The 24,766-nt window shown below is 36.0% G+C and carries 26 protein-coding genes, 1 pseudogene and 1 riboswitch; of the genes and pseudogenes, 22 read left to right on the top strand and 5 right to left on the bottom strand.

The window, feature by feature from the left end; genetic code table 11:
- The 5 genes from ACQKN2_RS04880 to ACQKN2_RS04900 all read left to right on the top strand — a co-directional run.
- Positions 1–114: transposase (locus ACQKN2_RS04880; protein WP_427414142.1), on the top strand; the 114-nt coding region annotated here is incomplete at its 5' end.
- 125 nt (positions 115–239) lie between these two features.
- On the top strand, positions 240–605 hold the full coding sequence (locus ACQKN2_RS04885) for a cupin domain-containing protein (protein WP_427413957.1): 366 nt from the start codon (positions 240–242) through the stop codon (positions 603–605).
- Between the two features lie 180 nt (positions 606–785).
- On the top strand, positions 786–1,739 hold the full coding sequence (locus tag ACQKN2_RS04890) for a helix-turn-helix transcriptional regulator (RefSeq protein ID WP_427413958.1): 954 nt from the start codon (positions 786–788) through the stop codon (positions 1,737–1,739).
- A gap of 64 nt (positions 1,740–1,803) precedes the next feature.
- Complete coding sequence (locus ACQKN2_RS04895; protein ID WP_427413959.1) at positions 1,804–2,367, top strand: GyrI-like domain-containing protein; 564 nt, start codon at positions 1,804–1,806, stop codon at positions 2,365–2,367.
- Between the two features lie 101 nt (positions 2,368–2,468).
- Positions 2,469–2,888 carry a DUF1801 domain-containing protein gene (locus ACQKN2_RS04900; protein WP_427413960.1) on the top strand — a complete coding sequence of 140 codons (420 nt, stop codon included), beginning with the start codon at positions 2,469–2,471 and terminating at the stop codon, positions 2,886–2,888.
- A gap of 139 nt (positions 2,889–3,027) precedes the next feature.
- On the opposite strand, the gene ACQKN2_RS04905 is transcribed toward ACQKN2_RS04900, so the two are convergent.
- On the bottom strand, positions 3,028–3,360 hold the full coding sequence (locus tag ACQKN2_RS04905) for a hypothetical protein (RefSeq protein WP_427413961.1): 333 nt from the start codon (positions 3,358–3,360) through the stop codon (positions 3,028–3,030).
- 180 nt (positions 3,361–3,540) lie between these two features.
- Here ACQKN2_RS04905 and ACQKN2_RS04910 point away from each other — a divergent pair, with 180 nt between their 5' ends.
- Positions 3,541–3,921, top strand: coding sequence for a hypothetical protein (locus ACQKN2_RS04910; protein ID WP_427413962.1), 381 nt, complete (start codon positions 3,541–3,543; stop codon positions 3,919–3,921).
- Positions 3,922–4,132: 211 nt separating this feature from the next.
- Positions 4,133–4,546, top strand: coding sequence for an NUDIX hydrolase (locus ACQKN2_RS04915; RefSeq protein ID WP_427413963.1), 414 nt, complete (start codon positions 4,133–4,135; stop codon positions 4,544–4,546).
- 22 nt (positions 4,547–4,568) lie between these two features.
- On the opposite strand, the gene ACQKN2_RS04920 is transcribed toward ACQKN2_RS04915, so the two are convergent.
- On the bottom strand, positions 4,569–5,744 hold the full coding sequence (locus ACQKN2_RS04920; RefSeq protein ID WP_427413964.1) for an aminotransferase class I/II-fold pyridoxal phosphate-dependent enzyme: 1,176 nt from the start codon (positions 5,742–5,744) through the stop codon (positions 4,569–4,571).
- A 393-nt stretch (positions 5,745–6,137) separates the two neighbouring features.
- Between ACQKN2_RS04920 and ACQKN2_RS04925 the strand changes: the two genes are divergently transcribed.
- Positions 6,138–6,953, top strand: coding sequence for a hypothetical protein (locus ACQKN2_RS04925; protein ID WP_427413965.1), 816 nt, complete (start codon positions 6,138–6,140; stop codon positions 6,951–6,953).
- 46 nt (positions 6,954–6,999) lie between these two features.
- Here the strand turns inward: ACQKN2_RS04925 and ACQKN2_RS04930 are convergent, their stop codons facing one another.
- Positions 7,000–7,794, bottom strand: coding sequence for an enoyl-CoA hydratase/isomerase family protein (locus tag ACQKN2_RS04930; RefSeq protein ID WP_427413966.1), 795 nt, complete (start codon positions 7,792–7,794; stop codon positions 7,000–7,002).
- A gap of 369 nt (positions 7,795–8,163) precedes the next feature.
- Here ACQKN2_RS04930 and ACQKN2_RS04935 point away from each other — a divergent pair, with 369 nt between their 5' ends.
- A complete protein-coding gene (locus tag ACQKN2_RS04935) occupies positions 8,164–9,039 on the top strand; it encodes a tyrosine-type recombinase/integrase (protein ID WP_427413967.1) in 876 nt (291 codons plus the stop codon).
- Positions 9,040–9,365: 326 nt separating this feature from the next.
- A complete protein-coding gene (locus ACQKN2_RS04940) occupies positions 9,366–11,525 on the top strand; it encodes an alkaline phosphatase PhoX (RefSeq protein ID WP_427413968.1) in 2,160 nt (719 codons plus the stop codon).
- 494 nt (positions 11,526–12,019) lie between these two features.
- Here ACQKN2_RS04940 and ACQKN2_RS04945 read toward each other — a convergent pair whose 3' ends face one another.
- Positions 12,020–12,637 (bottom strand): sterol desaturase family protein, encoded by a 618-nt coding sequence (locus ACQKN2_RS04945; RefSeq protein ID WP_427413969.1) that lies wholly within the window; start codon positions 12,635–12,637, stop codon positions 12,020–12,022.
- An 18-nt stretch (positions 12,638–12,655) separates the two neighbouring features.
- Positions 12,656–13,342: a GntR family transcriptional regulator gene (locus ACQKN2_RS04950; protein ID WP_427413970.1), complete on the bottom strand. Its 687-nt coding sequence runs from the start codon at positions 13,340–13,342 to the stop codon at positions 12,656–12,658.
- A gap of 179 nt (positions 13,343–13,521) precedes the next feature.
- Between ACQKN2_RS04950 and ACQKN2_RS04955 the strand changes: the two are divergent.
- The 12 genes and pseudogenes from ACQKN2_RS04955 to bioW form a co-directional block, all read left to right on the top strand.
- Positions 13,522–13,641, top strand: a pseudogene (locus ACQKN2_RS04955) (radical SAM protein); the annotation flags it as partial.
- A gap of 670 nt (positions 13,642–14,311) precedes the next feature.
- Entirely contained in the window at positions 14,312–15,487 is a 1,176-nt protein-coding gene (gene metK, locus ACQKN2_RS04960) for a methionine adenosyltransferase (protein WP_427413971.1), read from the top strand.
- Positions 15,487–16,983 (top strand): aminotransferase class I/II-fold pyridoxal phosphate-dependent enzyme, encoded by a 1,497-nt coding sequence (locus tag ACQKN2_RS04965; protein ID WP_427413972.1) that lies wholly within the window; start codon positions 15,487–15,489, stop codon positions 16,981–16,983. The genes metK and ACQKN2_RS04965 overlap by 1 nt, the downstream gene beginning before the upstream one ends.
- Positions 16,980–17,414, top strand: a complete 435-nt coding sequence (gene speD, locus ACQKN2_RS04970; RefSeq protein ID WP_082172725.1) for an adenosylmethionine decarboxylase — start codon at positions 16,980–16,982, stop codon at positions 17,412–17,414. The genes ACQKN2_RS04965 and speD overlap by 4 nt, the downstream gene beginning before the upstream one ends.
- Positions 17,414–18,268 carry a polyamine aminopropyltransferase gene (gene speE / locus ACQKN2_RS04975; protein WP_323646042.1) on the top strand — a complete coding sequence of 285 codons (855 nt, stop codon included), beginning with the start codon at positions 17,414–17,416 and terminating at the stop codon, positions 18,266–18,268. Before speD ends, speE begins: the two co-directional genes overlap by 1 nt.
- 315 nt (positions 18,269–18,583) lie before the next feature.
- Positions 18,584–18,630: riboswitch (PreQ1 riboswitch) on the top strand.
- Positions 18,631–18,997: 367 nt separating this feature from the next.
- Positions 18,998–19,657 (top strand): 7-cyano-7-deazaguanine synthase QueC, encoded by a 660-nt coding sequence (gene queC / locus ACQKN2_RS04980; protein ID WP_427413973.1) that lies wholly within the window; start codon positions 18,998–19,000, stop codon positions 19,655–19,657.
- Positions 19,658–19,660: 3 nt separating this feature from the next.
- Positions 19,661–20,134 (top strand): 6-carboxytetrahydropterin synthase QueD, encoded by a 474-nt coding sequence (queD, locus tag ACQKN2_RS04985; RefSeq protein WP_427413974.1) that lies wholly within the window; start codon positions 19,661–19,663, stop codon positions 20,132–20,134.
- Complete coding sequence (gene queE, locus ACQKN2_RS04990; RefSeq protein WP_427413975.1) at positions 20,127–20,855, top strand: 7-carboxy-7-deazaguanine synthase QueE; 729 nt, start codon at positions 20,127–20,129, stop codon at positions 20,853–20,855. The genes queD and queE overlap by 8 nt, the downstream gene beginning before the upstream one ends.
- A gap of 509 nt (positions 20,856–21,364) precedes the next feature.
- A complete protein-coding gene (locus ACQKN2_RS04995; protein WP_427413976.1) occupies positions 21,365–22,399 on the top strand; it encodes a C45 family autoproteolytic acyltransferase/hydolase in 1,035 nt (344 codons plus the stop codon).
- A 189-nt stretch (positions 22,400–22,588) separates the two neighbouring features.
- The gene (locus tag ACQKN2_RS05000) at positions 22,589–23,137 is read left to right on the top strand and encodes a GNAT family N-acetyltransferase (protein ID WP_427413977.1); all 549 of its coding nucleotides are present in this window, start codon (positions 22,589–22,591) and stop codon (positions 23,135–23,137) included.
- A 411-nt stretch (positions 23,138–23,548) separates the two neighbouring features.
- Positions 23,549–24,052 (top strand): hypothetical protein, encoded by a 504-nt coding sequence (locus ACQKN2_RS05005; protein WP_427413978.1) that lies wholly within the window; start codon positions 23,549–23,551, stop codon positions 24,050–24,052.
- Positions 24,033–24,764, top strand: coding sequence for a 6-carboxyhexanoate--CoA ligase (gene bioW / locus ACQKN2_RS05010; protein WP_427413979.1), 732 nt, complete (start codon positions 24,033–24,035; stop codon positions 24,762–24,764). The genes ACQKN2_RS05005 and bioW overlap by 20 nt, the downstream gene beginning before the upstream one ends.
- The last annotated feature ends 2 nt before the right edge of the window (positions 24,765–24,766 follow it).

Raw genomic sequence — 24,766 nt, forward strand, 5'->3', positions numbered from 1 at the left:
AATAAAACAAAAGTGATGAAACGGAATGCATATGGCTTTCGACGTTTCGATCACTTTCGAGCAAAAATCTTATTAAATTTAAAGTATAAAGAAATCGGGGTTCATCTGGGTTAATGTGCTAAAAGATTGCACCACCCCAATATTTGACTTAGAACCTTTTTTTATATGGATATTTCACTTAGGTCGGGTCATTATGATATATTTTAAGTTGGGCGCAAAAAGGATGGAGGAATCACGGAATGAATTACATACCAATTAATTTACAAGAGAAATTAACTAAATTTCATGATCATTGGTCTCCAAAAGTCATTGCTGAAATGAACGATTATCAATTTAAGCTAGTCAAAGTACAAGGGGATTTTGTTTGGCATAAACATGAAGACACAGATGAAGTCTTTATCGTCATTGAAGGAAATTTAATCATAGAATTTCGTGATGGAGAAGTTTCCTTGAATGAAGGAGAAATGTTTGTTGTTCCACGTAATGTTGAGCATAAACCTTTCACTGCATCCGAGTGTAAAATAATGATTGTAGAGCCTAAAGGTGTTGTGAATACTGGACAAGAAAAAACAGAGCTAACAGCAGAAAATGATGTTTGGATTTAACTTTGCATTATGAAAATTTAATATACGCAACAGAACCCTTCAAACCATTAAAGTTAGAAGGGTTTATGTTGTTTATAAGGATTTTTTTGTGTTGTAACTTGCACTTGTACTAAACGATCAACATCATCTAATCAAATATTCTCTAAGAATTACTTACCATCGAAATGGAGGTTACATATTTTGAAACTGGAAAGGCTCTTATCTATTATTATTCTTTTACTGAACCGTCGAAAGGTGCAGGCTAAGGACCTGGCGGAGCAGTTTGAGGTTTCTACTCGGACGATATACCGAGATATTGACTCAATTAATGCAGCCGGCATCCCGATCGTCACCTATCAAGGAACAAACGGTGGCATTGGTTTGGCAGAAGGTTACCGTTTGGATCGAAATTTGTTAACAAATGACGAGCTTGCTACTATCGTTACCGCTCTTCGCAGTATTTCCACTTCATATGGCAAAGAGCAACACCAACAACTTGTTGAAAAAATAAATAGCGTCGTACTACCAGCACATGAAGAAGAATTTCAACATAAGACAAATCGCGTACTAATCGATTACTCTCCTTGGGAAGGTATTGAACGTCTCCGTCCGAAATTACAACTATTAGACGAAGCAATAGGTAGCTGTGTATTAGTGTACTTTACCTATTCGAATGCAGAAGGTGAAGTATCACAGAGAATAGTAGAGCCACATATGCTCATGCTCAAAGGGAGGCAATGGTATTTACAAGCTTATTGTCTAGAGAAAAAAGAGTTTCGCCTTTTTAAATTAAAAAGAATGAAAGGGCTCGAGTTAGATCGTGATAGAAACTTCATTCGTCGAAATCCAGCTTCTCAGAAGCAGGTCGAAAGCAAGCGTAAATTTAAGCCAAACGATGTACCAGAAATTGTCTTTCGATTCCAGGATGAAGCTCGGCATTTAGCGGAAGAATGGTTTGGTATTGAAGAACTTTTGCCAGTTGAAGATGGAAGTTGGCTGGTAAAAAAGGCGTATCCAGAAAATGAATGGCTTTATAGTTTCATTCTTAGCTTGGGACATCATGTAGAGGTGCTTGAGCCTCATCATTTACGGGAAATCATTGCTAGTCGTGCTGAAAAAATAGCGATCATTTACAAAAATGACAAAGTAACATGACAATCAGTTGTCAGGTTGAGTGTTTTATACTGGTTTTATTCTATAATAAGGAGAATGATTTAGGATGAAACAAAACGAACAAAAAAGTATGACTGGCGAGAATCACGTATTGTCTGAAGATAACGTACCTACGAAACGAATTGAACCTAGCCGAATTGAAGTATTACCCTCTTTCACGTTAGCTGGAATTAGTACCGTTACAACAAATGAAGCCGAACAAAGTCAAGATGGAAAAATTGGTAAGTTGTTCGAAAAGTTCCATTCTCAAAATATTGGTAAGGAGCTTGGAGCTCATATACAAGAGGATGGTCATTATAGCTGTTACTTCAACTATGAACAGGGAGATGCGGGACTTTATGAAGTAATGGTCAGCTTACGTATAAAGGAAGAATTACAACTTCAAAACCTAGATATGATAAAAGCATTTACTGTTCCTGCTGCAAAATATGCTGTATTCGTTACAGAACGTGGACCAATTATAGAGATGGTTCAGCGTACTTGGGCTGATATTTGGCAATGGTCACAGCAGCAAGGGAACAACCGAGCATTTACAGGGGATTTTGAATATTATAGCAAGGATATTAACCCAGAGAACGGACAAGCAGAAATTTATATTTCGATAAAATAGCTTTCGTGTTGTATTAGACAATTTGAATTGCTTTTAGAAATTTATTAATCGTACAATTAAGTATTGATTAGTTTGTTATTTTTAAAAAAGGAATGATGAATATGAGTACAATTGAAAATACCAAGGTGGAGGAAGTATTCAAACATTACCCTAAACACATTCAGTCGAAACTATTGATTCTTCGCCAGTTAATTTTGGATGCGGCAAAAGAGCCAGAAAGTGTAGATCATGTGGAAGAAACGTTAAAATGGGGAGAACCAAGTTATATCACAAAAAAAGGGAGTACAATTAGACTAGGTTGGAAACAGTCAAATCCAGATCAATACGCTATGTATTTTAACTGTAATACGAAGCTAATTGATACGTTTAAAGAGGTTTATAGAGATGTATTCAACTATGAAGGGAACCGAGCGATTATATTTGCTGTAAATGATGAAATACCAGTAAATGAAGTAAAACAGTGTATTGCTTTGGCACTCACGTATCATACTCGAAAGCATCTTCCAATGCTTGGGATATAGTAATATAAGCTCCATCTAATTGTTAGGCTCATTATGAATAAAAGTACCCTATAAGCGAGACTTTTTTAAGTGTCTGTCATATAGGGTACTTATTTCGTAAGCTATGATTTTAATTATAAGGACTTCTATGATATAAACATTACTCTAATTTTTCTAGAATGGAATAAATACCTGGTGACTCTTCGATTAGAAAAATTTTGTTATCCTCTTTGACATTGTAAATGACTGTACCTTCATCGTAATAATTGGAAGTTAAATTCTCGTTTTCGATATCAGAGGATGATACCCTTCTTTTTATTTCACCAAATACTTCTCCCGTTGAATATTTTTCATATTTTGATAAGTCATAAGAGGCATAAATTGTTCCATTTAAATTTACCATGGGTGCATACGATTGATCTTGTTCTAGCTCTAACGAAATATCATTTTCTTGAATTGTTGAACAGCCACTTAAGACTATTATTACAGCCACTAGACACCCCAAAATATTATACTTCAAAAAATCTCATCCCTTCAGTATTTCGTTTGCTAACTTAGACGTCTGATTAACTAAGTAAATTACCTCCTTTGGGTATTAGTGTAATAGAATATAATATGTGGAAATCAAAAATTAAAATTAGTAATATATTATATTAAAAGGAGAGAGTGTATTATGAAAAAGATGTTAGTAACAATCGGGTTAATCATTTTCCTAGTAGGAGCATTCGTATTTAACAACAAACTCTATCTTCCTCCACTCCCAATAGAAAATTTAAGTAAAAAAACAGTGATAGAAAAAATAAATGATTCCGAGACACGAATGGTTAAATTGTCGAACGAAAATGGCTATGAATGGTATGTAATAAAGGAACGAAATATATCCGCAGCTGATGAAATGATTAAAGAAATGCTTGATCAAAATGGTTGGATTTTTAAACAAAAGGAGGGGAATGGCCTATTCTTTGAAAGACATGACGAAAGCTCGATTGTGTCGACACAAATGTGGACTGGGGACTATGTGTTAGTGAAAATCCCCATCAGTTTTAACGAATAAGAGTGTTTTGAAATGAAGGAGGGCTTTATGGGATATATAAAAGATTTGCATAAAGTAGTTGGAACTAAACCGTTAACTTCTTTCAGCAGTTGTTTAAACATCCGCTGAAAGAAGTTAAAGCCTCCGGCGGATCTCACGGAATCGGAGAGGAGTTTTTTGTGCAAGCACAAAAACGATTCCGGACGCAATTATGCCGAGGCATAATTGATTTATGTGCGGTACTTGTGTATTAGTCATTAATAATCGTCAACAGGTTTTATTACAGCTTCGTATAGATAATAGGTGTTGGGGTTCAATGGAGCTAGGTGAGACATTAGAGCAAGTTGCCCATCGAGAATTATTTGAGGAAACAGGGCTCAAGGCTAAAAAACTAAAATTAATCAATACGTATTCTGGACAAGAATTTTATTATCAATATCCGCATGGCGATGAAGTTTATTACGTTGCAACAGCTTATGAATGTAAAAAATATAATGGCCAACTTATTCATGATCAAGCTGAGGCAACAATGCTAAAATTTTTCCCTTTAGATGATTTACCTGAAAATATTAGTCCCCCTGATAGACCGATTCTTGAAGATTACGTTGTAAGCTATAGAAAAAGCCCTTCCAACCATAAAAGTTAGAAGGGTTTTCATGTTTATATGATTATTTTTGAGGTGCTACTTGCACTTGTGCTAAGCGATCAACAGCTTCTTGTAACATTTCTTTCGGTTGTACTAAGGCTAAACGTAAATAGCCTTGTCCAGCCGAGCCAAATACTGTACCAGGAACTGTCACGATGCCAGCTTGTTCAATAAGTTTAAAAGCTAGCTCTGTACAATCAATATCGTACGGATATTTTGCCCAGACGAACATGCCACCTTCAGAAGGAGCTGCATCCCATCCTAATGCACGTAAGCCGTTCATTAATGTTTTATGGCGCTCTGAGAATGTTGCACGTAGGTCTGCTGTAATTTCTTCTGCGTTATCAAGCGCTACGACCGCAGCATCTTGAATTGGTTCGAAAATACCGAAATCTAAATTTGATTTTAATTGTTTTAAAATCGAAATCATCTCAGCGTTACCCGCGATATAAGCGATACGTGTACCAGCAAGGCTAAAGCTTTTCGATAATGAGTTAATTTCCATCCCAACTTCTTTTGCGCCAGGAGTGGCTAAGAAGCTAATTGGGCCATCACCAGTAAAGTAGAACTCAGAGTATGCTGCATCATGTAGAACGATGATGTTGTATTTTTTCGCAAAGGCAATGACTTTTTCAAAATAGGCGATTGAAGGCATTGCAGGCACAGGGTTACCTGGTAAGTTTAAAATTAGTAGTTTTGCTTTTTGCGCAATCTCTTCAGGAACAGCATCTAATTCTGGTAAATAATCGTTGTCAGCTGTTTGAGGCATATAGTAAGGTGTAGCGCCTGCTAGATGAATGCCTGCATCATAGGCCACGTAAGCTGGGTTTGTAGATAGTACGATATCTCCTGGATCACAAAAGGCGATTGGTAAATGCACTAAGCCCTCTTGAGAGCCGATCGTTTGAATGATTTCAGAAGCGGGATCTAAATCTACATTACTACGACGTTTATAGTAGCGACTAACGGCTTTATAAAAACGTTGCGTGCCTGTTAATGTATAGCCGTAGGATTCTGCTAAACCCGCTCTATATGATAAATGCTCGCGAATTTTAGCATGAGGGGGAAGGTCAGGACTACCTAAGCTTAAATCAATCATTTTCATGCCTTGCGCTTCCTGTTGCTTCGCATGGTTTTTTAAATCTCCGAAAATTGCTGGTGTAAATAAAGACATTTTTTTAGATGGTACGATTTTCAAACTAGTACACTCCTTATAGTTATATAACAGAATAGTAGTTCACATTTTATCATACTAAATCATATAAAGGGAAAGTTATTCAGAAAAAAGAATATATTTCTATAATGGAGAAGATGTATGCGTAGACTAGCGGGAATGACTTGACTTCTTTCAGCGAGGTCCAGAATCCGCCGAAAGAGAGGAACTCAGTCTAAGAACGCCACGTCCTGTGGCATCACCGAAATGACCGACTTCGTGTCGGCCCTCGTGCAGGCCTAACACAAAGCCGATTCCGGACGCATTGTTTATCTGTAGCGAAAGCAAAGCGACAGCTACAATTATGCTGGAAATAGTAATTTTGACGGAAAAAATGTGACGTTTCTGCTATCATAAAATGGAAAGGAGCTGTCAGTCATGGATGTTTATTCTTTAAGTGGTCCAAGTGGAACAGGGAAAAGTACAAGCGCACTAGTTTTCGCCCATAAAATCGGGGTAGAGGCTCTTATTGATGATGGTCTTCTCATTGTAAATGGTGTGAAAGTAGCTGGAATTTCCGCGAAATTTGAGAAAAATACGATAACTGCCGTTCGTCGAGCCATTTTTACAGATGATACACATTGTGATGAAGTAAAAAAAGCACTTGATACATATAAGGTACAGTCGATATTGCTGATTGGCACGTCCGATAAAATGACTAAAACGATAGCTCGTCAGCTTGAGCTTAGTCCGATCGATACATATTACTATGTTGAGGATGTGCGTTCTCAAAAAGAAATTGCAAAAGCTCGCTTTATTCGTCAGACGCAAGGGAAGCATGTGATGCCAATACCGTACCGACAAGTCGAGCAAAACTTTTTTAAACGACTTGTTCAAAAAGGGATGGAGATTTTCTCTACAAAGCGTGAAAAAATAGGGGAGACGACGATTGTTCGTCCTGATTTTCAACAAGAGTATATTGAAATTGGTAAGCATGTTTATGTGCAGCTACTAACGTATTGCTGTGCAAAGCAAGATATTGTTCAGAAAGTCGAGCACGTCCAATTCGTATTAGGCGATCTAGCGCAAGCTACGATTACTTTACAGCTAAAGTTACCTATTACTTATTCTTTACCAGATCGATTGTATGCATTGCAAAAAACGATACAGGCGGAATTTCATCAGCAGTTTGGGTATGAATTAGATGCGATTCATCTTCAAATCAAGTCGGTAGTACAAAAGCGAAAATCCTAAAAAACAGGTACTCCATTCGCGAGAGGGCGAGCAGAGTACCTGTTTTTTATTTTGATTGACGTGTAAATTGCGGTTGACGTTTTTCTACAAAGGCACGGCAACCTTCTGCAAAATCATTTCCAACAAAGGGTGTTGAACCTTGCCATAATGAAGGTACACTATCCACACATTCCTGAACAGATTGCTTCACAGCTAGTAAAGATTCAGGTGACATGCCTGCAACAAGCTTACCCATGCGAATCATGTATTTATTTAAGTCTTTTTCAGCTACTAAATAGTTAAGCATGCCAAGCTTAAAGGCTTCTTCAGCTTTAAACATACGCCCCGTAAAAACTAAATCCTTTGTTGTAGAAGGGCCAACTAATTGAACTAAACGCTGTGCAAATTTGTTATTTAACGTGATCCCTAATTTACCTACAGGGATACCGAGCTTTGCTTTTTCAGAGCCGATACGGATATCACAAGCTAATGCAAGCTCTAAACCAGCACCCATTGCAGGACCATTAATGACGCCAATCGTTGGAATTGGTAAACGCTCAATTGTTGAAATTGTTTTTTCCATATGTACAAATGCTTCTTCGGCTTTTTCAAGAGAAATGGCGTTGAATTCTTTAATATCTGAGCCGGCAGTAAAGTTTTCACCAGAGCCGCGTAAAATCAATACTTTATTTTTCGGGTTATCTAATACTTGTAGGGCAATTTTAGCTAATTGATCCCACATATTTGCTGTTAGCGCGTTTTTAGCCTGTGGGCGATGGATTGTAATAATTGCTAGCCCAGCTGTTTCTTGATAAATAATTTTTGCGTCTTCTGCTTCAAGTCGAGTTGTTTTTACTTGCATACTTGCAAAGCCCCCTACATGTTATAGTTGATACTCTTATTATATAACACAAACGGGTATAAACACTAAATTATACGAATTTTCATGTAAATTAGCCTAGTTATACAAGAATAGGGTCATTTTAAAGAAATTGTACTTCAACAAAGTACGGAAAATTACTATTGTAAGAAAACAAAAGATGTGGGACACTGCTAAAGGATCATTTGTTTCTTTGTTTCGAAAGAAGCATTTGAACACGGGAAGCGCGATAGTGTATAAATACAACAGATTATCCGACAATACAATTTATATAAATGAATTATAAACTAACGCCCCAAAAATATAGTAAACTTAAATTAAAACACGCACAGTCAATAAGGAGGTCACAAGATGGTCACACTAGTGGAGGCATGGAACAGCTATTATTTACTTTTAAACTCATTGAAGAAAAGTGCTGCGACGAAAAAGCAATACAATATAGATGGACAGCAATTTTTAGCGTTTGCTCATGAGAACAACTACTTGTATGTAGATCATCATTTAAAAGAATTGTTATTTATATATAGTAATTATTTGAAAGAGACCTACGCAAATGTCAACACGTTTAATCATAAAATTGCTACATTACGGGGCTTTGTAGACTTTGTCTTTTTAAGAGAGTGGGTGGAGCCCTTTGACTCTGAGGGCATTTTACAGCCCAAAAAGAGACAGAAAGAGGCTTTGACATTACTGACTAAGAAGCAATTGATGCAAATTTCGAACGTCTGGCCAACTTATTTCCAATACGCGAAAACAATGGAGCATGCTTGGCTTGCAAGACGTAATGGCTGCATTGTCCAACTACTGATGGAAACAGGATGTAAGCCAGCAGAGCTTGTACGCATGAAATGGTCTCATTTTGATTTTGGCATATCGATGGTTTACATTGCTAATCAAAATGGACGTAGAGAAATAAAGCTTTCTTCAATTTTAATGGGCATGCTGGAGCACTATAAAGAGGCAACAGAGGAATTACATGAAGAAAAGCTGGGGGAATGGGTTTGGGTAAGTGAGGCTAGTCAATCTAAAGCTATCTCAACGAAAACAATTGAGCGAATTTTCCAAACGATATCAAAGGATATCGGCACAAATGTGAGAGCTACGGATTTGCGCTACACTGTCATGCAAAAGGCATTTCAAAGTGAAAAAACAGTCGAAAATATTCAAGAAAAAATGGGCTATGTACGAAAATGGGTGCTTACTGAAAGACAGGGGCGTTTTGAATGAAGATGGATTTTTTTAAAAATGTTTAACTGTTTTCAGCAGATGTTTGTACACCCGCTGAAAAGTAACTTTTGAAAAACAAAGACAGCACCATTCCATTACGTGTGGATGGTGCTGTTTTTGGTAAACGGTAATATAAAATTGAACGATCATCAGCGTCAATCTATCTTTTAATTCATTATCTAGACATTCTTTTCATGGAATGTTACAAAAAGAGTCCTTAGTAACATCAAATGTTAATAAATAATAAAAATAAAATCAACAGTAAATTAACATTCATATAGTTTAATAGAACTGTAACAAAAGGAATCTACTAGGAGGATTATTAGATGATTAATAACAAACTTGTGAAAAAAGGGGCTACTTTAGCACTTGCTCTAGCTATTACAGTTCCAGCATTATTACCGACAGCCGTGAATGCTCAGGAAAATATAACAATAGAAGCTGTTAAATTTAATGGAATGAAAGCACCATCTACTATTGAGGAAATGGTAAAAACGTATACAACCGCAACAGTTGATGTGAAATATAGCAATGGAAAAGTGAAAAATTTCCCATTGTCTTACAACTACCTCTTTAAATCGGAAGATAAAGTAGCAACTGTTAAAGGGGAAAAAATCCCTGCAGGTACACCAATTGATTTAAAAGGAAAGCCAATTAAGGATCCAAGCAGCACAGACGGAAAATACTTTGTTTCCGATGCTCCGGATTCAAACAGCTTAATGCTGCCTATTGATGGAAAACTTTATATGGTTACACATTATGAATATCAAACCATTGATGCTGCTGGTAAATCAGCATACGGTTTAGTTCCTGCATCTATGTCTTTAACTGAGTTGGAACAGGACAAAAAAACAGGTAAATTGGAACCTGTAAAAGTAGAAAAAATCGATTTTTCAGCAGTAAATGGACTTTGGATTCCATGTAACGGATCATTATCTCCTTGGAATACACATTTAGGTTCTGAAGAGTACGAACCAGATGCACGACTATTCTTAGATCCAACTTCGAAAGTAAGAAGTCAAGTTGAAACATTCTCTCAATTCTATTTTGGAGATAAAGCAAAGGCTAATCCTTATTTCTATGGGTACACTCCTGAAATTACAGTAGAAAAGAACGGGAAAGCATCAGTTGTAAAGCATTATAGTACAGGACGCTTCTCTCATGAGTTAGCGAAAGTCATGCCTGATAACAAAACTGTTTTTTACGGGGATGATGGCAGTAACACAGGAATGTTTATGTATGTGGCCGACAAAGCAAAAGACTTATCATCAGGTACATTATATGCAGCAAAATTTAAACAAATTGGTACTGAAAACGGTGGTTCAGGAGATTTACAATGGATTAATTTAGGACATGCAACCGATAAAGAAGTGAAATCTATTATTGATAGCGGCATTACATTCAATGATATTTTTGAAACTTCAGATGCGCCTAAAGAAGGTTTTACAGCTATTAAAACATACTCAAATGAAGGAAAAGTTGAGTATTTAAAACTTAAACCGGGCAAAGAAAAAGCAGCAGCCTTCCTAGAAACTCGCCGTTACGCTGCCATTCTTGGTGCAACTACAGAATTTAACAAAATGGAAGGTTTAGCACTAAACGAAAAGGATAAAAAAGTATATATCGCAATTTCCGATCAAAGTAAAGCTATGGAAAAAGATTCAACAGGAAAAGACCCAGCAGACCATATTCAATTACCAAAAATTAAAGCTGGTGTAACTTATCAATTAGATTTGCAAGGTGGTCAAAAGGATAGCAAAGGAAAGGCTATTAATAGCTCTTATGTAGCACCATCAATGTCTGGATTAGTTGTTGGTGAAGATTTGAAAGAAGCTGATTCATTTGGAAACACTGCAAATGTAGATAAAGTAGCCAATCCAGATAACTTAAGTTACTCTGAATCAATGAGAACACTCTTTATTGGCGAAGATAGTGGAGCTCACACAAATAACTACGTTTGGGCATATAATGTTGATACGAAAGAATTAGATCGTGTCTTATCTGTTCCAGCAGGAGCGGAAGCAACTGGATTATTTGCTGCTGATGATCGCAATGGATTCTCATATATTTTCAGTAATTTCCAACATCCAGGTGATGAAGTAGATGTTAAGTCAATTACAGCTGTTAATAAAGATGAATTACTTAAAGCTATTGACGAACAAATTGGTATTAATAAAACAGGTGGTATTGGTTATATCTCTGGTTTGCCTTCTTTAACAAACATGCTAGATTTCACTGCACCTGATGCTCCTAAAGTAGATATAGTAACAGCAAAATCTAAATCAGTTACAGGTACAACTGAAAAAGATGCTACTGTACAAGTTTATAACGGGGAAACATTATTAGGGGAAGCAAAAGCAAATTCAAAAGGGAAATTCAGTGTGAAGATTAAAGCCCAAAAAGCTGGCGCTAGCCTAACTGTTGTGGCTAAAGATAAGGCTGGAAACAAAATTGAATCAACAGTCATAGAAGTTGTTTCTAAATAACAAATACTTTTATTTATTGTGCATGAGAAAAATAAAAAGGGCTGTCATAAAAGTGACTTTTGTGACAGTCCTTATTCTATCCCATAGTTTTCCACAAGAATGGATTTAACTTCATGGAACTCTATAATGTAGTTTTAATAGATATTCAACATCTTGAACAATAAATAAAAATGCATATTGAAGTACCGCTTAGATCGGACTTTTATAATTGAAGGAGACAGAAATAAAATAATTAGAGATGGAAATTTACTAACCTCTTTTAGACATCTCACGGAGGACCGTATCATAAATAAGTGTAGTTTAAATCCAATCATTGACTAACAATGATTGGATTTTTATGGTTACAAAACCTCTTTATGAATGGGTTGTGGCTTTTTATATTTATTTGAAGTCTATAAATATGTGTCTCTATATTCTAGGACATTTTTATAATTCACGAAACAGAGTTCTTCTAATGAGCAAAATTTAAGGCATATTTTTTGTAATTCTATTTTCTAGTCGCCGCGTTTCTCTAGATTCTTAGCAGTTTTACTTTGGTCAACATCCTTTTGGTTTTTAAAGGTACCCATGAGAAAATCATAGGCTGGGTTCGTAACACCATACCAGTAATTTTCATTTTTGAAATGATGCCATAAATGAACTTTTTTCATCCATCGCCCCCATGGAGATATTGGTCGAAGGGGACGGTGGGCGATATAATGCTTCCACTCATAAAACAATAAAAAGAGCATGATACCTGCAATAAATGCGTTTGTAATTACAAAGCTAGATGAAAGAAAATAAAAAATGGCTGCTGCAATTGCAATATTTGGCACACTATACCATAAGGGTAAAAATAATAAGTGTAATTCATTCGGATTTGAATGGTGGTCATAATGTAAGCGTTTAAGCATTTTTAACAAAAATGCATTCTTTGGTGGTTTCAGATGAAAAAGAAACCTGTGTGTAACATACTCAGCTAAAGAATACATAATCATTCCCAGAATAAAAGCACCCAAAATTCCGATAGAGGTTAAATGTAGAATCATAAATCCAAAACTAATAAGGAATAGACAGGTCATGATTAATATATCCGGGTAGGAAAAATATTCTTTAAAATATTTCAATCTCATTTATCACGCCTCCAGTATTCATTGATTTTTTCTATCTTTCCAGAGAGCTAAGCTTTTCGCCATTGTTGTCGTAGACAACCTTTCCGCTTCCCTTGCATCTCCCTTTAATGCAGCTTTTAATAAGTCTTGGTAATAGTTGAAGGACAACCCTCGATGATCTTTTACAGAAAAATATCTTTTTGCCATATCTATATAAATAGAATCGAAGCTATTTAAAATGAGTAGAAAGATTGGATTGACAGCAAGGCCAGCACACCTTTTTTGCAAATCCCAATCAAATGCTGCATAGCTTTCTGCACTATCTTCAAGCTGCTCTAGATTGGCAAGGAGAGCAACCACTTTAGGTTGATTAAACGTGATAGCATCACGAATATAAGTCGGAGCCAAAGAACTTCTTAATTCTAATAAGTACATGATAAATTCATCTGTTATGGTACGATGATTCTCAACAATATTAACAAGTGTCGTTAGATTTCCATTGCGCCAATAATCATTAACAACCGCAGGCATTCCTTTTCTCCCTGTTATCCATCCACCCCTTCCTAAACGTTGAAGTGCCTCCCGAATAGTTGGACGACCAACACCAAATTCTTTTGCAAGCTCTCTTTCCGGCGGTAAAGTACTTCCTACAGAGTAAACATCAGCCAATATGGATCTAATTAATTCATTCTCAATTTTATCTGAGGAGCGTTCCTTTTCTTTCAAATCCTCGTCTCCTTTGCTATGTGGTAATACAAATTAAATACAGTGGTAATACCAAAAATTATATACCGAGTCAGAATTTTCTGTCAATAATAAGTGCAAATATTTATAAATAGGATTATCAAACAAGCCAGCCAGAAAAAAACTTAGTAGAACGCAATATAAATTATTTGAATCAAACAATTAATAGAAAGAGGGAAAAAGCTTTAAATAAGCCTTAGCTAAGACAAATGAATTTCTCATTCCATAGCTTTGATGGCCATAGTGGTTTTAAAGATAAGGAAGGGTATCTGAGAAGTATCCGTAATGGAAATCAACCTAGCAGTTTATTAAATATGGTTAAAATTAGTTAATCAACACACCTGGTTTAAATCAAAGAATCGTCATGGTCTTTTAAAAACTGACCGAAAATAATAATCTGAATTATAGAAATTTAAATGATTTTTATAAATAAAAGATCTAAAAAATTCCTATATCTTCCTTGATGATCTAAAATTTTTTATGCTTACAATATGTTATTTTGACGCATCTATTAACAAATTTAATAGGTGTTCATTCTATAATTAATATAAAAAAAACTTATATGTATTTTTATTCACTTTTTCTGATAAATATTGAATCGTTACAAATTGTTACGCTTACTATTTAGGGTAAATGAATTAATTTTTATATTGATTAATCATAAAATAATATTAAAAAATAAATTGACACTCAAATGTTTATGACTTAATATGAGTCTCAGCATAATAATATAGCTCTTATTAATAACCGTTGAGACGAGGGGTCGAAGATACGGTGGCCAAACAATTTAGTTCATAATGAATTGAATCCAGTGGGCCGAACCTGAGCACAAAATTAACTTTTGTGAACAATAAGAGGAACAGCAGCTGATAGTATTCGAAGCTTTCCTTAAAATTGGGTGAGCTTTTTTTTATGCCCTAAAAATCTATAATTTGTTAGGAGCAGATAAAATTGTCAGAAAAAGTATTATTCACATCGGAGTCTGTATCGGAAGGACATCCAGATAAAATTGCAGACCAAATCTCAGATGCAGTACTAGACGCAGCATTATCGCAAGATCCGCTATCACGTGTGGCATGTGAAGTATTCACAACTACAAACACAGTAATCGTTGGTGGAGAGATCACTACAAAAGCAGAACTAGATATCGAAAAAATTGCTCGTAATACCCTAATCGGCATTGGTTACACAGATGATAAGTTCGGTATTGATGGTCATAACTGTAATGTACAAGTTTTAGTACACACGCAATCTCCTGATATCGCAATGGGTGTTAATTCATCAAGCGATACAAAAGAAGTTGGTGCAGGTGACCAAGGTATTATGTTCGGTTTTGCGACTAATGAAACTGAAAACTATATGCCTTTAGCAATTGAAATGGCACATATGCTTGTAAAACGTGCAACTGAGCTACGTAAAAATGGTCAATTCAAATGGGCTCGACCAGATATGAAATCACAAGTAACAATTGATTATACTGATAGTATGCAACCTAAAATTGATACTGTTTTAATGTCAATACAACATGATGATGATTTTGACCGAGTAGCATTCATTGATTACGTTACAGAAAAAGTAATTAAAGCTGTTGCGAAGCAATTTGGTATGAATGAAGACTTCCGCATTTTAATTAATCCTACTGGTCGTTTCGTAGTAGGCGGACCACATGGAGATGCAGGTTTAACAGGACGTAAGATTATTGTTGATACTTATGGCGGCGCAGCTCGTCATGGTGGTGGCGCATTCTCTGGTAAAGACTGTACAAAAGTTGACCGTTCTGCGGCTTACGCAGCGCGATACGTTGCAAAAAATATTGTTGCAGCAGGCTTGGCAGATAAATGTGAAATCCAATTATCATATGCAATTGGTGTAAGTGAACCAATTAGTATCGCTTTAGAAACATTTGGTACAGAAAAAGTAGCGAAAGAAGAAATTCTACTAGCGATTCGTCAATTATTCGACTTAACGCCAACTGGCATAATTAACATGTTAAATCTACGTAAACCTCAATATCAACAAGTTGCAGCTTATGGTCACTTTGGACGTAATGATGTAAACGTAACTTGGGAAAATACAGACAAAGTTTCAGAATTAGAGCAACTCTTAACAGTTGCTATGGGACAATAATGCAATGCGTGCAAAATCGAGTGGCTACAGAGGAATTTTTAGCCACTCAAGACCGCATGCCATTATTTGAAGCTTTAGTCAATTATACTAAACAAGAAGTTACGCCGTTTGATGTGCCTGGACATAAAATGGGGCTACATGAAAACCCATTAAAATGGACGCTTGGAGAAATGACATTAAGAATGGACGTAAACTCGATGAAGGAGCTTGATTTATTAAGTCACCCGGAATCGGTTATTAAAGAAGCTCAACAATTAGCTGCTCAAGCATTTAATGTAGACTACGCTTACTTTTTAGTAAATGGAACTACTGTAGGTATTTTGGCGATGATTTTAGCGACATGTAAACAGGGCGATACATTGATCGTACCTCGTAACTGCCATAAATCAGTTATGAATGGCATTATATTAAGCGGAGCAAAACCAGTATTTATTCAACCTGAAGTTGATCAACATTTTGGTATTGCACACGGAATTTCAGTTGAAAATGTAAAATCGGCACTTGCAGAAAATCCACAAGCGAAAGCTTTACTTGTAACGTATCCAACATATTTTGGATCGATGAATCAACTGCAAGAAATTTGTAAGCTCGCACATGAACAAAATGTAACAGTTATTGTTGATAGTGCACACGGAGCGCATTTAACATTTTTACCTGATGCTAACGATGCGATTAGCGCTGGTGCAGATGCAGTAACGGTCAGTATGCATAAAACTGGGGGTTCATTAACACAAAGTTCACTTCTATTACTACAAGAAAAACGAATCGATTCGAAGCATTTGCAAAAAGTATTAAATATGCTTCAAACGACGAGTGCAAATTATTTATTGATGAGTTCTTTAGATGTAGCACGAAGGGAATTAGCGGTGTATGGACAGCAACGTTATAGCCATTTAAAGTCAATTGTTGATGCAGCAATTGACGAAATTGAAAATAATTCACGCTATGAAGTGCTAAAAGCTGAATATGTACAACAAAATTTCAATCAATCCTATGATTGGACGAAACTTGTTATTCGTGTGAACGATCTCGGTTTAACTGGTTTCGAAGTTTACACAATATTGAAACAACAGTATGGCATTCAATTAGAACTTGCCGAAGGATATGTCATAATGGCAGTCATTAGTCATGTTGATACGAATGAAACAATCGGTAAATTAGTACATGCGTTAAAAGATATAGAACTTAATCACGCAAAAAAAGATGCGATTCAGTCAGCTTATGTCACAGCGAATCAAATTAATAGATTAGCAATGACACCACAACAGGCGTGTAATGCTGAAACAGAAACAATTTTAATTTATGATGCGGTAGGTCGAATTAGTGCAGATTCATTAATGATTTATCCACCGGGAATACCACTAATTATCCCCGGTGAAGTTATTTCAGAGGAAGTAGTAGAATTATATAACTTCTATTTTCTTAATTTTGGGAATGTTCTGTTCGAAACGAAAGAAGAAAATTATATAACAGTCGTAAGGGAGACAAATAAATGAGCATTGAATTATCAACATTAGGTAGACACGTATTAATTGAATTTTATGGTTGTCCAAGTGAAATTATTGAGCAAAATGCATTAATCGAGCAGTTTATGAATGAAGCCGCTGACTATTCTGGGGCAACAATTGTAGAATCTTGCTTCCATCATTTCAACCCATATGGTGTTTCGGGTGCAGTAATTATTGCTGAATCACATTTAACGATTCATACTTGGCCAGAATACGGATTTGCTTCTGTAGATGTTTACACATGTGGCGACTCAGTAAGTCCCTGGAAAGCAGCAGAATATTTAGAACAAAAACTGCAAGCGAAAAAGACAGAATCATTTGAAGTACCACGTGGAATGGCAGATAAAATTCGCCAATTTGCAGAACAAGAAATTGATACAATTCTAGTGAAACAAGAAGTATTAGAGGACGTGATTTAATGAAATGGTATACAGAACAATGGAGCAATAACTGTAAATTTTCAATCGGATACAACGAAGAAATTCATAGTGAACAATCTCCGTTCCAAAAAATCGATTTTTATAAAAGTGAAGAGTTTGGTACTTTCTTTACTTTAGACGGTTTGATGATGGTCAATGAAAAAGATGAGTTCGTTTATCACGATATGATTACGCACCCAGCATTCGCTACCAACCCAGATATAAAAAAAGTATTAATTATCGGTGGTGGTGATGGTGGTACTGCTCGTGAAGTATTACGTTACGAATCAGTAGAAAAAGTAGTAATGGTAGAAATCGATGAGTTAGTATTCCGTTTGAGTCAAAAATACCTTCCAATTACAGCTGCTGGTGTCGAAGAAGATCCACGTATGGAAATGATTTTCGATGATGGCTTAGCTTACGTTCAAAACGCAGCTGATCAATCATTCGATTTAATATTAGTAGATTCTACTGATCCAATTTCTGTCGGCGAAGGTTTATTTACTACAGCTTTCTATAAAGAATGTTACCGTGTATTAAATGAAAAAGGAATTTTAATTAACCAACACGAATCACCATACTTCGCGGAGTATGCAGAAAACATGCGCAAAGCACATAAAAAGATTAAAGGTATTTTCCCAATCGCAAGCGTATATCAATTCCATATGCCGACATATCCATCGGGACACTGGCTATTCGGATTTGCTTCAAAAGCATTACATCCAATTAAAGATATTCAAGTAGATGCTTGGGACAAATTTGGTCTAAAAACGAAGTATTACAATACAGATTTACACGTTGGTGCATTCGCACTTCCTACATTTGTGAAAGAGTCACTTGATCGTGATGAATAAGAGGCTGGGACATAATTAAAAGGTTCATTTGTAAAGCCGAATAATCTCTAAATTATCAAAACAAAAATAAATAGAAAAACCGAACTATTTCTAAACACTTCATGAGCGTTTTATTGGATAGTTCGGTTTTTCTTTCGACGGAAGAAGTAGTTTCCAGGATATCGCTTTGCAATGCAAGTAATTCGTCAGGATGAGGGCAGTATAAACAGTGGTTTTTCCAGAAAAGCATGTATGGGAAGATTTTATAAAAAAAATCCATTTGACGTTTTGTACTATTTTTTGTATTATATTGAAGAAAAGAATGCCCGGACTAAAACGGGAGAGGTTCATAGCTGATACCCTCTATAAAAAACTATGGAAACATGATAATATGCCATGTCCATATCGGACGTGGCTTTTTTTTATGTTTTTACTTATGTTTTAATAGAACGATTGGTAATGCCTCTCTTGAAAAGTGTTGGGAAACATTTTACAAGGAGGTTTTTTATGTTTGGCTGAAGCCATGAAGAAGGACTAACTGATTTAACATTATTGGGTAACCAAAGTACAATATTCATATGTCGTTTAATGAACCACGATCTTAATCCAGAAAAATTTGATTATCGATAAATGAGGAATTGAATAGTTCAATCAAGAAAGAGGTATTTAGCTACCCTCTAAAAAAAACTAAGAAGAAAGCAGCACTTTCTCTTACAGTGCTGTTCTTTCGATATAAGGGAGTTTTTATAGATGAAGCAGGAAAAAGCAATTGTTGTATTTAGTGGAGGTCAGGACAGTACAACTTGTTTGTTCTGGGCAAAAGAACGTTTTAAAGAGGTTGAGGCAGTAACTTTTGACTATGGTCAAAGGCATCGTCTTGAAATTGAATGTGCGAAGATGATAGCTGGGGAGCTTGGTGTTAGGCATCACATTCTTGATATGTCACTCCTGAATCAGCTTGCTCCGAATGCATTGACACGACAAGACATAAAGGTGGAAAACGGAGAAAATGGTGAGCTTCCATCGACTTTTGTACCTGGCCGAAATCTTCTCTTTCTTTCATTTGCGGGCGTTTTAGCGAGCCAAGTAGGAGCTAAGCATATTGTAACTGGCGTTTGTGAAACGGATTTTAGCGGATATCCGGATTGCCGAGATGTTTTTATTAAATCCTTGAATGTAACATTAAATTTATCGATGGATGATTCCTTTGTAATTGATACACCGTTGATGTGGCTGAATAAGGCACAGACATGGGAGCTTGCTGATCAGTTTGGGGCACTTGAATTTGTTCGGGAAAGAACGTTAACTTGCTATAACGGTGTAATAGCAGATGGCTGTGGTGAATGCCCGGCATGTAAACTGCGAAAAAAAGGGCTTGATGAGTATTTGAGTTACAGGAAGGAGTCTTAAGGTATGTCAGATTTTAGAATCGTCGATAAGCTCCAAAAAATAGATGAAGATATTCAAAGAAATCAATTGAACTATCATGCAAAGCGTGTTCTTGTAAGCAAAGAATTTACCTTCGACGCTGCTCATCATTTACATAATTATGAGGGTAAATGTAAAAACCTGCATGGTCATACGTATCGCGTAGTATTAGGACTGAGTGGATACACAGATGAACGCGGTTTGATGATTGATTTTGGGGATATAAAAGGAATATGGAAAGAAAAAATAGAGATTCATTTGGATCACCGTTATTTAAATGAAACGCTTCCACCCATGAATACGACGGCAGAGAACATTGTTGTTTGGATTTACGAAAAATTGGCTGAAGCCTTGCTTGATGAACAAAGAAATAACGGTGCGCGTGTAGAGTTTATCCGGCTATATGAAACTCCGACAAGCTATGCAGAAGCGAGACGGGAGTGGATGGAAGTTGAGTAAGATACCTGTTATCGAGGTTTTTGGACCGACGATTCAAGGTGAGGGAATGGTAGTTGGCCAAAAGACAATGTTTGTGAGAACTGCCGGCTGTGACTATTCCTGTTCTTGGTGTGATTCATCGTTTACGTGGGATGGCAGTGGAAAGCATCTTATTGTCCAAATGACAGCGGAAGAGATATGGTCTGAGTTGAAACGTCTTGGAGGCAGCGGCTTTTCATTTGTCACGATTTCAGGCGGCAATCCTGCACTCATCCAAAATTTAGAGAATCTCATTGCCATTTTAAAAGAAAATGACATAAAGGTCGGTGTGGAAACACAGGGAAGTAGGTGGCAAAAATGGATGTATGAAATTGATGAACTGACAATTTCTCCAAAGCCACCTAGTTCTGGAATGACCACAGACTATTCGGTGCTCTCCGATATCTTCGAAAAACTTAAAAATCGAAACAGTAATCACCATGTATCCCTCAAAATAGTCGTTTTTAATCAAGGGGATTACGAGTATGCTAAACAAATTCACCATCGATATCCAATGATTCCTTTTTATCTCCAAGTCGGTAATGATGATCTCTCGACAACTGACAATTCACGGTTAATTAAACATTTATTAGATAAATATCATGTGCTGATTGATAGAGTGATTAAGGATGAAGAATTAAGAGATGTCAAAGTACTGCCACAGTTGCATGCTCTTGTTTGGGGGAATAAAAGAGGGGTATAGTGCCATTACAAAAATGTCATTAAGACAAATTCTAGAAGAGGATACTGTAAACCTTCAAATCAAAAGTAGATCATTACTTGGGACGATGTGAAAGTATAGGCTAATTTGGCCTATACTTTTTTGCTGTACCAGTATGGATGTAATCAATAGAATACATATCTGAACCACGAAGACAGAAGTAGTGACTAGCCAAGTGCAAAGGTGCTCGTTGCGATGCGGAATCTGAAAAAAGCATGATTCTCTGTTCTGAGGAAAACAAACTTTATATAGAGATGAGGCTTGCATGAATAGCAAGCTAATTATTTTTGAATTTCCCTCTTGACCTTAAAGTAACTTCAAGATGTAGCATTGAATTAAGGAGCTATAATGTTTTGAATAAGTTGATGACAATACAGGATTTCGCCGAAAGAACTACAGGTTCCATACTAGAATGGGATCGAGGGAATGGCTTTACTATCTCAACTTATTATTGCCGGTCACACAATTTGGAAAGAGGGGAGAAACGAAAAATGTATAAAAATTATGAAGAGTTAGTTGTAAGAATAGTAGAATTGAGAGGGAATTATTATCAATTTGGCTTGGAGCAGGGAAGAGAATTAAGGTCATTACCGATCTTAGAACAATTCGAACAGCTAGGGAAATTGAATTTAAACTCAAATGTACAAAAGGCGAAGGAAATATTAAAGACTGTTTCACCGAATCTTTTTCAAGAACTAATCGGCTTGGCAGCAGGATTAGATATGGACATAGATCATACGATTAAACTTTTTAGTGGTTATGATGTAGCATTTCCACAAATGGGGTGTACTACATTAGTAAATGATGGATATTATGTACGCAATTATGATTTTAGTCCAGAAATGTACGATTCACGGCTTGTATGGACGAATCCTACAGATGGCTATGCTAGCGTAGGCTTTAGTCAGCAAATAATTGGAAGACTTGATGGAATGAATGAAAAGGGGCTCATTGTAGGGTTACATTTTGTTAATAACGAATACAGGGAAGAGGGATTTATTGCAACGACTATTGTTAGAATGCTATTAGAACAATGTGCAAATATCGAAGAGGCATTAAATCTCATCACAAATATACCTCATGGTTATTGCTACAATTACTCTATTACGGACCAAAGTGGAACAAGTGTAATAGTAGAAGCTTCTCCACAACAACAGGTCATAAATTTCACAAATCCTCTTATTTGTACTAATCACTTTCAGTCAGAGATATTGAGGGAGAAAAACAGAATAGGAGTACAAGGATCGATAAAACGTAAGGACTATGTGAGTTCCTTATTATCGGAAAGTTTATCACCTATGTCTACATATCATCGCTTTAATGATGAAAGTTCCCCGTTATTTTTTAAACACTATAAAGAGTACTTTGGTACGTTGCATACAGTTGTCTATTCCCCAAAAGATTTAAGCATCATAATTGGAGTTGGGGGGAATTGTAAACCGAAGATGTTTTCTCTGAAAGACTATAAGGAGGGGACATTAATTCTACCTGAATACATGAAAGGGACAATTAATCATTCTAAATAAAAAGGACATATTTCTTGTGGAAGTTAGCGCCTGAATTTTAACTTATAATTTAACCTCATTTAAGTACACTTCCTTCAATAAAGCTCTGCTATTTGATTTAGAAAATACTAGTTTAATAAGAAGGAGATAATTTCCTACTATCGAATATACTATATAAGAATAGGAAGTAATTCCAGATGAGGTGTTCGATTGAATAAAATAAGAACTGAAACAGAAAGATTAGTTATTCGATTAATACAAGAGGGAGACTATTCTTCTTGGCTTACCCAATATGAAAATCGTTTACCTTCTCAACATAAATACGATGAAGGCAAATTAGATATGAGCATCTGTACGAAAGAATGGTTTCGTGATTTAGTTACTAAACATCATCAGATGGCTGAGGATGACAAGGTCTATGTATTTGGAGTGTTTAGAAAAGAGGATAATACCCATATTGGCTTTATAGATTTTTCGACAATTATGAGGGGAGAATTTCAATGGGCCAGGTTCGGATATACAATTCATAACCACTTTTGGAGAAAAGGTTATGGGAAAGAGGCTGTAAAAGCAGCCATTGATCTAGCGTTTGAAAAATTAAATTATCATCGAATAGAAGCTCACATAAACCTTGATAATATAGCATCTATAAAGTTAGCAGAAAGTGTTGGAATGGTTTATGAATGCACGAGGAAAGGATTCATATACGAGGACGACAAATGGACTGATCATCTCGTTTACTTTATAAACGCAAAGTAAGTTTATAAAGTAGACACAAGGTATTTCAACGAATAGTTTTGAAAATTTAATATAAATTTTTTATCACTAGTTTAAGATTATATTATTTAAAAACTATTTTTCAAAACAATAGATCCTAATAAAACCCCTGATTCTTCTGCTATACGTAGAAAAATCAGGGGTTTTAATTTAAACCATTGCACATATTTATTACAAATGATTCAATGCTTTAACGCTCGCTTTAAATGATAAGGAACAAAATCGTATTTTCACAAATAATAAAAAATACTACCATTTTATCTACTTTCCAATCTATATTTGTGTTAACTTATTATTAATTGTAGTTAACACAAATATAGAAGAATAGGAGGAAATAACATAAAGTTATTAAAGGTTAATTAAATAATTTAAAAAGTAAGATGGAGGAATAAAATGATCCGAAAGTTTTCTACTTATGATCTTGCCCAGATTTCATTGCTAGCTTGTCTTATTATCGTTTCAGGCATGTTTAAAATCCCAACAGGTATACCTGGGTCTGAATTTCAATTATCAGCACCCATTGCAGTTGCGATTGCGGCGGTGTTTGGATTTAAGCGATATTTTCTAGCGGGGATCATTGCAAGTTTAATCTTATTTTTACTAGGTATACACTCGATCCTAAATGTGGAGATCGCCTTAATTTTTCGATTGACTGTAGGCCTACTCATTGTTTTATTTGGGACTTCAATTCCGGTACTTGTTTTGGCAGGCCCAATTGGTACAACGATTGCTAGATTTGGTTTGGCTTTTACGTTAGGGACTCCATTTTTACCGTTATTAGTTTTAGCTATTCCGGGCATGGTAATCACAGCTGTTAGTGTTTATCCGATAACGAAAATGTTACATACAATTAATAGGAAAGTAGCTGGTAATAATCATGTTAAAAGCGTGTTATAGCATTCGAATGCGTGCGGCTGAAAGAAGTCCTGAACTAGGGGAAAAGCATATATCTGGTGGTGAACGGATAGGCAGTAAATCTCAGATAGAGCCAATTGTAAAACAGTTATTGAACAAAGCAAATAATCATTCACGTGGAGATGCTGACTTTATTCAAATTACCGTTGAAAAAATTGCACGTGATCAGATACAGTATATACCCCCCTTAGAAATTACGACTGTTGAGGCGGCTTCAATCGAAAATGCCCATAGTGAAGCAAGAAAGATACTAACCTCCTTAGGTATTTCGGAATATGCACTGAATGTTGCTTTTCATCAACTTAGTAGTAATCAAAATCTCCGTGGGGCAATCATCCTAAATAGTAAAACCGGCTCACGGCTTGACGATCGGGGGCAAAAGGGTGTTCGTGTATCACGAATCGATTGGCAAGATGCTACTGGGGACCTTAATGAGCGTGTCCGTGAAGCGTTGGCTCTGGCGTCGAAAGTGGCAAATTCTCCGTATACAATTGCAGAATTATGTTGGTCTGATGATCCAGATTACGTGACTGGATATGTAAGTAATCGTGACATTGGTTATGTCAGAATTACACCGTTGAAAAGGGAAGGCTGTGAGAGCGGAGGGCGTATTTATTTTGTGTCAGATGAAGTTGAACTAGAATCTTTTATTGACTATTTAGAGAGCGTACCGGTTCTCATTAGGAGGGAATAAAA

Source organism: Lysinibacillus sp. NPDC093688 (genome assembly GCF_050280145.1).
GTDB classification, from domain to species: domain Bacteria; phylum Bacillota; class Bacilli; order Bacillales_A; family Planococcaceae; genus Lysinibacillus; species Lysinibacillus xylanilyticus_B.